4 protein-coding genes are annotated in these 4,914 nt (G+C 45.4%); all 4 read left to right on the top strand.

From position 1 onward, the window contains the following. Positions 1 to 247: 247 nt before the first annotated feature. The gene (locus QTN95_RS21310; RefSeq protein ID WP_443088882.1) at positions 248 to 505 is read left to right on the top strand and encodes a DUF4123 domain-containing protein; all 258 of its coding nucleotides are present in this window, start codon (positions 248 to 250) and stop codon (positions 503 to 505) included. Then, positions 397 to 1,089, top strand: coding sequence for a DUF4123 domain-containing protein (locus QTN95_RS19625; RefSeq protein ID WP_331418686.1), 693 nt, complete (start codon positions 397 to 399; stop codon positions 1,087 to 1,089). The genes QTN95_RS21310 and QTN95_RS19625 overlap by 109 nt, the downstream gene beginning before the upstream one ends. 2 nt (positions 1,090 to 1,091) lie before the next feature. Next, positions 1,092 to 4,346: a T6SS effector BTH_I2691 family protein gene (locus tag QTN95_RS19620; protein WP_331418685.1), complete on the top strand. Its 3,255-nt coding sequence runs from the start codon at positions 1,092 to 1,094 to the stop codon at positions 4,344 to 4,346. Next, positions 4,343 to 4,914, top strand: a 572-nt coding sequence (locus QTN95_RS19615; RefSeq protein WP_331418684.1) for a hypothetical protein, incomplete at its 3' end; no start/stop codon positions are given. The genes QTN95_RS19620 and QTN95_RS19615, both read left to right, overlap by 4 nt.

Raw genomic sequence — 4,914 nt, 5'->3', positions numbered from 1 at the left:
AATTAAGAAAAGCAGTCTCTCGACCTCCTGAAAAAGTGGCATTGGAAATGGTTCAAGAACGGCTCAAATCTTCTCTCGCTCGCATAGATAGAGAAAAAGTGATCTTACTTCGACATATTTTGCCTAGTTTTTCTTTTTAAGTCAGAAAATTAGTAATTTTTCATTGTGCCATTGCTTGCTTATTGAGCGGTCGTTATTCTCGGTTTAATACAGAAGATATTATCTACGTCAGCCAGAGTAATACGCAATGAATCCATCATTTGAATTGTCAAAATCAGAGCAACTATTTCTTTTGGTGGAAGGTGCTTGCATTCCTGACCTAGAAAGGCAGCTTTATCAGCTACCTGGGGTAATGGAACAAGAACCGATTTTTTTGTATCCCCCTTATAATCAGCTATTGAGTGTTTCTCCGAGGCTAGTGAAAGCGACCCCGAGGTTCAACACTGGTTTTTTGACCTCAACCAGTTTCAATGGGGATACTTTTTCTCTTCAGATTTATCATTAAGTGATGCAGCGAAAGCTTTACGGCGACTAATTATGGTTGAAATGCCAAGTGGTAATCCCGGATTTTTTCGTTTTGCTGACAGCCATGCAGCCTATGTTTTATTGGATACTCAATGTTCCATGTTATGGCAGCCGATGAACAAAGCTTGGATTCACCAAGCAGGGCAGTGGCAAAGGCTGGAAAATCCTTTTGTTATCCCCCCTGAAATACATCATCAACCTCTAAAAATTACTGACGAGCAGTGGCGAAGACTCTCGCTCATCCCATGGCAAAATTCACTGCCCAATACATTGATTGCTCACATGCAGCGTTGGTTTCCTGAGCGTTGTCAGCAGATTAACGACTTAAGAAACTGGGTTTGTAGCCAAATGGATACCGCTTACGCCAAAGGTTTTGAGACAGAGCAAGACTTACTCTATTACTTCAATATTCTCGGTTATGTAGGCGAACAGGCGTTGCTAAAGAATACCTACCCAAATCTCACTCAACTTATCGAACAACCGTCATCACACACCTCATCACAACGTATTGTACAAGCGGCGAGTTTAGCCGAGCAAATTGCCAACCAATCAAGGGAGAACTAACCATGAGCACCCCCAATAAAGCCGCTAAATGCGCGTCCACCCGCAATGCAAAAAGTGGGGTTGGCTTATGCCCTTTTCGGCGTAATGATGTAGGTATCATCCCTGTCCGTTACGCCTTGGATGATATGAATGAACAAGGCCAACCACTTCACCCACTGCCTACCACCGATACCCAGTGGCAAGGTCGATTTACCCCAAAGCAGCGTCAGTACACGTTAAGGCAATTACGTGATGGTTGGTTGTATGTCTATGACGAGACGGATAAGACTTTTGATGAGTATCAGGTGAAAGGGTATAAGTTTACCAAAATTGACTGGTCAAACGATGAGGCGGATAAACCTGCGAATGAGCGTGGCAGCAAAGGCGAAACGAAAAGCTGCTTGGTCTACCCGGCGAAAAATACACTCTATATGACGTTTGCCCATCAACGCTGGACATGGCGACTGTGTGAGCATATGCGTTCTAACCTATCCCATCGTTCGACATGGATGCGTAAGGTAAATTTGCAACAGTTCCATTCAACACAGAGTCACCCCCATGCGGGCCTTTCGTCTCAGCTTGGCAAGTATGTCGCTGATGTTGGCACCGATGGAGCACCGACAGGTGTGTTTGATACGACCTGTACACCATTAACACCCATTGAAGGCGGAGTTGATGACTTCAAACATGTGGCAGACAAGGCTGGGTGTTGGGACTTAGATTATCGAGCTGACTTGCCCGCCCAAGATTGCGGGATGTTTATTGCCCTCGATGACCCTCTAGCGGATGTGAGCGACTTGTTCTTACCTCTTTCCAAACAGGTTGCGGCGCGCAGCACAGCCCACCAAGGTGAAGACAATCTTCACAAGCTACAAATGGCCGAACTGACTCGAACACTGGGGCGGATAAGAGTAGAACATGATGAGTTACCGGTGCAGGTTAAAGATGACCCAATCAAGGTGATGGAGTTTGAACGTCAACTTACTGAATATGTCGCCACTCAATCTCTGGCAGATAAAGAGCGTACCGCCCTTGAAGCTAACCCGAATGTCGGCAACGCCCCGTTTACTCCACTTCAAGAACAAGCGATTGAGAAGCTTGCTGAGCTAAAACAGACGTATCGCTTCACTCCGACTGCCGCGCAACGAGAAAGTTGGCAGCGCAATACGGTGTTTAGTGACGAAGTCAACTGGAGTGAACTCGATGCTTTCCTTACTCAGTATTACACTCAGATTAAAGGTCTAGATGAGCGTATCGATGTGCTTTATCAAGATTTTATGACCGTATTTGAGCAATTGGGGACTGACCCACTGGTTTTTGGCCTCGATAATCAAGACGAGACTCACCTTACTTATCTACTTAGCTTAACCAGCCAGTACTTAGCGGTGGTAAAACAAGCGGTAAATACCGAGCAAGCGAATGAGCAGTTGAAACAGGCGCTTTCACTGGATTCGCCCAAAACGCTTTTCGCTCTAGCTTCTCTCGGTTTTAAGTTAGAAAACTGGCAAGCACTGAACGCTTACGTCGATGAACTTGGTAACAGTCTGCTCTCAATGGAGAACTCCAGTGACATGGTCACTGTATCGGGTGCGATTGCGAACTGGGGTGGGTTCACCAGTGACGTGCGTATGCATGATAAAGCGTGGTTTAAGGCATTAGCAGAGCCAGTTCAGCTTAGTTTTATTGCACTTCAAAAAGCCGTCTCAGGGGTGGCCCAAGAGAGTTGGCGTGCTACTTCGAACTTGCTGTTCCCTAGCCAGATGAATACCACCGCTACACCGGAAGGTTTAGTCAGCAACTTGCGGCTAGTTATGTTAGAGGCCATCGTGAACCCAGAAGCTATCGTGGTTCATAATCCTGACTATCCAGCACAAATTGCGGCATGGCAACAAAAACTCCGTACAGAATCAGAAATTGTTCGTCGTGTTAGCCTGCTGGAATCGGGTGAGGTGACGCCAAAGAACCACCAGATACAAACCATGCGCAGTGCTCAGCAGAAAATACAGAAACTGTTGAGTAGTGAGTTGCCGATGATGGTGATGCTTAAGCATGACGCGGTCAATAACACCGCCAAGCAAATGCTTAACGATGCAGTAGAACGCAGTTGGCAACAAGGTAAGCAGCTCACTCAAGCATCATGGGACAAATTGGGTAAAATGGGGGGCGTCGTCGCCATCCTAAACCTTTGGAACGTGTCGGTTGTTCTGCAAGACATCCGCCATAAAGCTGCGCAACACCCAAGTAGTAGCTTATGGACTAACCCTGCAATTAGAGAAGCGACCTATGCGACAGGTTATGCGGTCTCCGCTGTTACCGCTGTGTGGCGAGATGCTGCTTGGGATAAGATAGTTAAAGATGAAAAATTGCTTGAAACAAGTTTAAGTCGAGCTATTTCGAGAGCCGATTCTTCCAAAGGGACAATACTCAAAACTTTTACGAAAACCACGGCGGCGGTCTCTTTGTTTGGCTTGATTGCCACAGGGTTCGAAACATGGGAAAGCTACGATAAATTCAAAGACTCAAGTCATGCGCCAATGGAACGGTTGGGTTATGGGTTAAAAGGGGGAGCAACCGTGGCTCAAGTTGTGGTATTTGGAGCACAATTTGTAACTAATATATTGAGTCGAATAGGCGTTTTTAGTATTGGATCTATTATCGCCCCTTGGATGCTATCTACGCTTATGGTTACAGGTATTATTTATTTGATTGCTGTTATCATCATCAATGTCTTTAAACGCTCTGAACTTGAGAAGTGGTTGCTTCACTCCATATGGGGCAAACAATCTAAGCAATGGAAGCCTGTCGAAGAATTAACGCTTTTAGAGCAAATCATTCATAAGCCTCAGGTTCAGCTTAACTCAGTCCCTAACCGAAAACCTTCCCAATGGATGGACACTGGCACCAACCAATGGCAATTGGAGTTGACCTTGCCTGTATTTACCATAGGCCAACGGATTGGCTTACAAATAACGCGTAAGCCCAAACAAGTTTATAGCTATGGCCCTACTGAGGCGAAGCCAGCTGTTATGCTTAATGAGCAGAACGGAACATGGAGCCAAAAAAAAGAAGAAGGTAGCCCCGTCACCTATCGATTAGATTTGGGTGGTAGTACGGAGGATACCATCACGGTACTGGTTAGCATGCCGTTCAACTGGCAAGCCTCAAAACATCAACAACTGGGCTATATAGCGTCAGGTAAAAAGCAAGGTGATTTAACCATAGAGCCTGCGCCAAAAGAATTTGGCACTCGTCTTATTGAAGTGAGAATCGACGAATGAATAGTAAACAAGGCATCGAGTCCCTTAAAGAACAACTTTATAACGCTGAGGTAACGTATTCTTGGGAGTATAAGGGAGCAGGATTTAAGTACAATAATCTATTGGATTGGGTTTGGTCTGTCATATTTGGCGCTCTTTTTTTACTATTTCTTTGGTATGTTATTGATGAGCTTACTGTAGATACTCCCGCTTTTTGGGGGCTATTTCTTTTCATGACGATGATGATTTTGGTCTCAAGATACCTTTTTTCCCCGGATAAACATCGCTGTTATCACTTAACCGCACTGGGTATTCATTATACGGAGCAAGATATGATCCCAGAGGTGGCGTATAAAATCGTGCGCGGCTTTGCTTGGGTGGGGATTGCGGTGTGTATTATTGCGGTTTTGTTACTTGGCCCCTTGGCCCTTGTCGGTGCGGGGGCATTTGCACTGATGTCATTTGGGATGACCAATTTTCAGCCAGAGGTAATTAAATCTTATCTTCTCATGGACGAACGTAGCGTCGCTTTTAATCTAATAAACGATGGTGTCGTTTCATTTACAACCCCAGATATAGGAACTCTTGC

Source organism: Vibrio sp. M260112 (genome assembly GCF_036533775.1).
In the GTDB taxonomy this organism is placed as follows: Bacteria; Pseudomonadota; Gammaproteobacteria; order Enterobacterales; family Vibrionaceae; genus Vibrio.
This window is presented reverse-complemented; position numbering and strand designations above follow the sequence as displayed.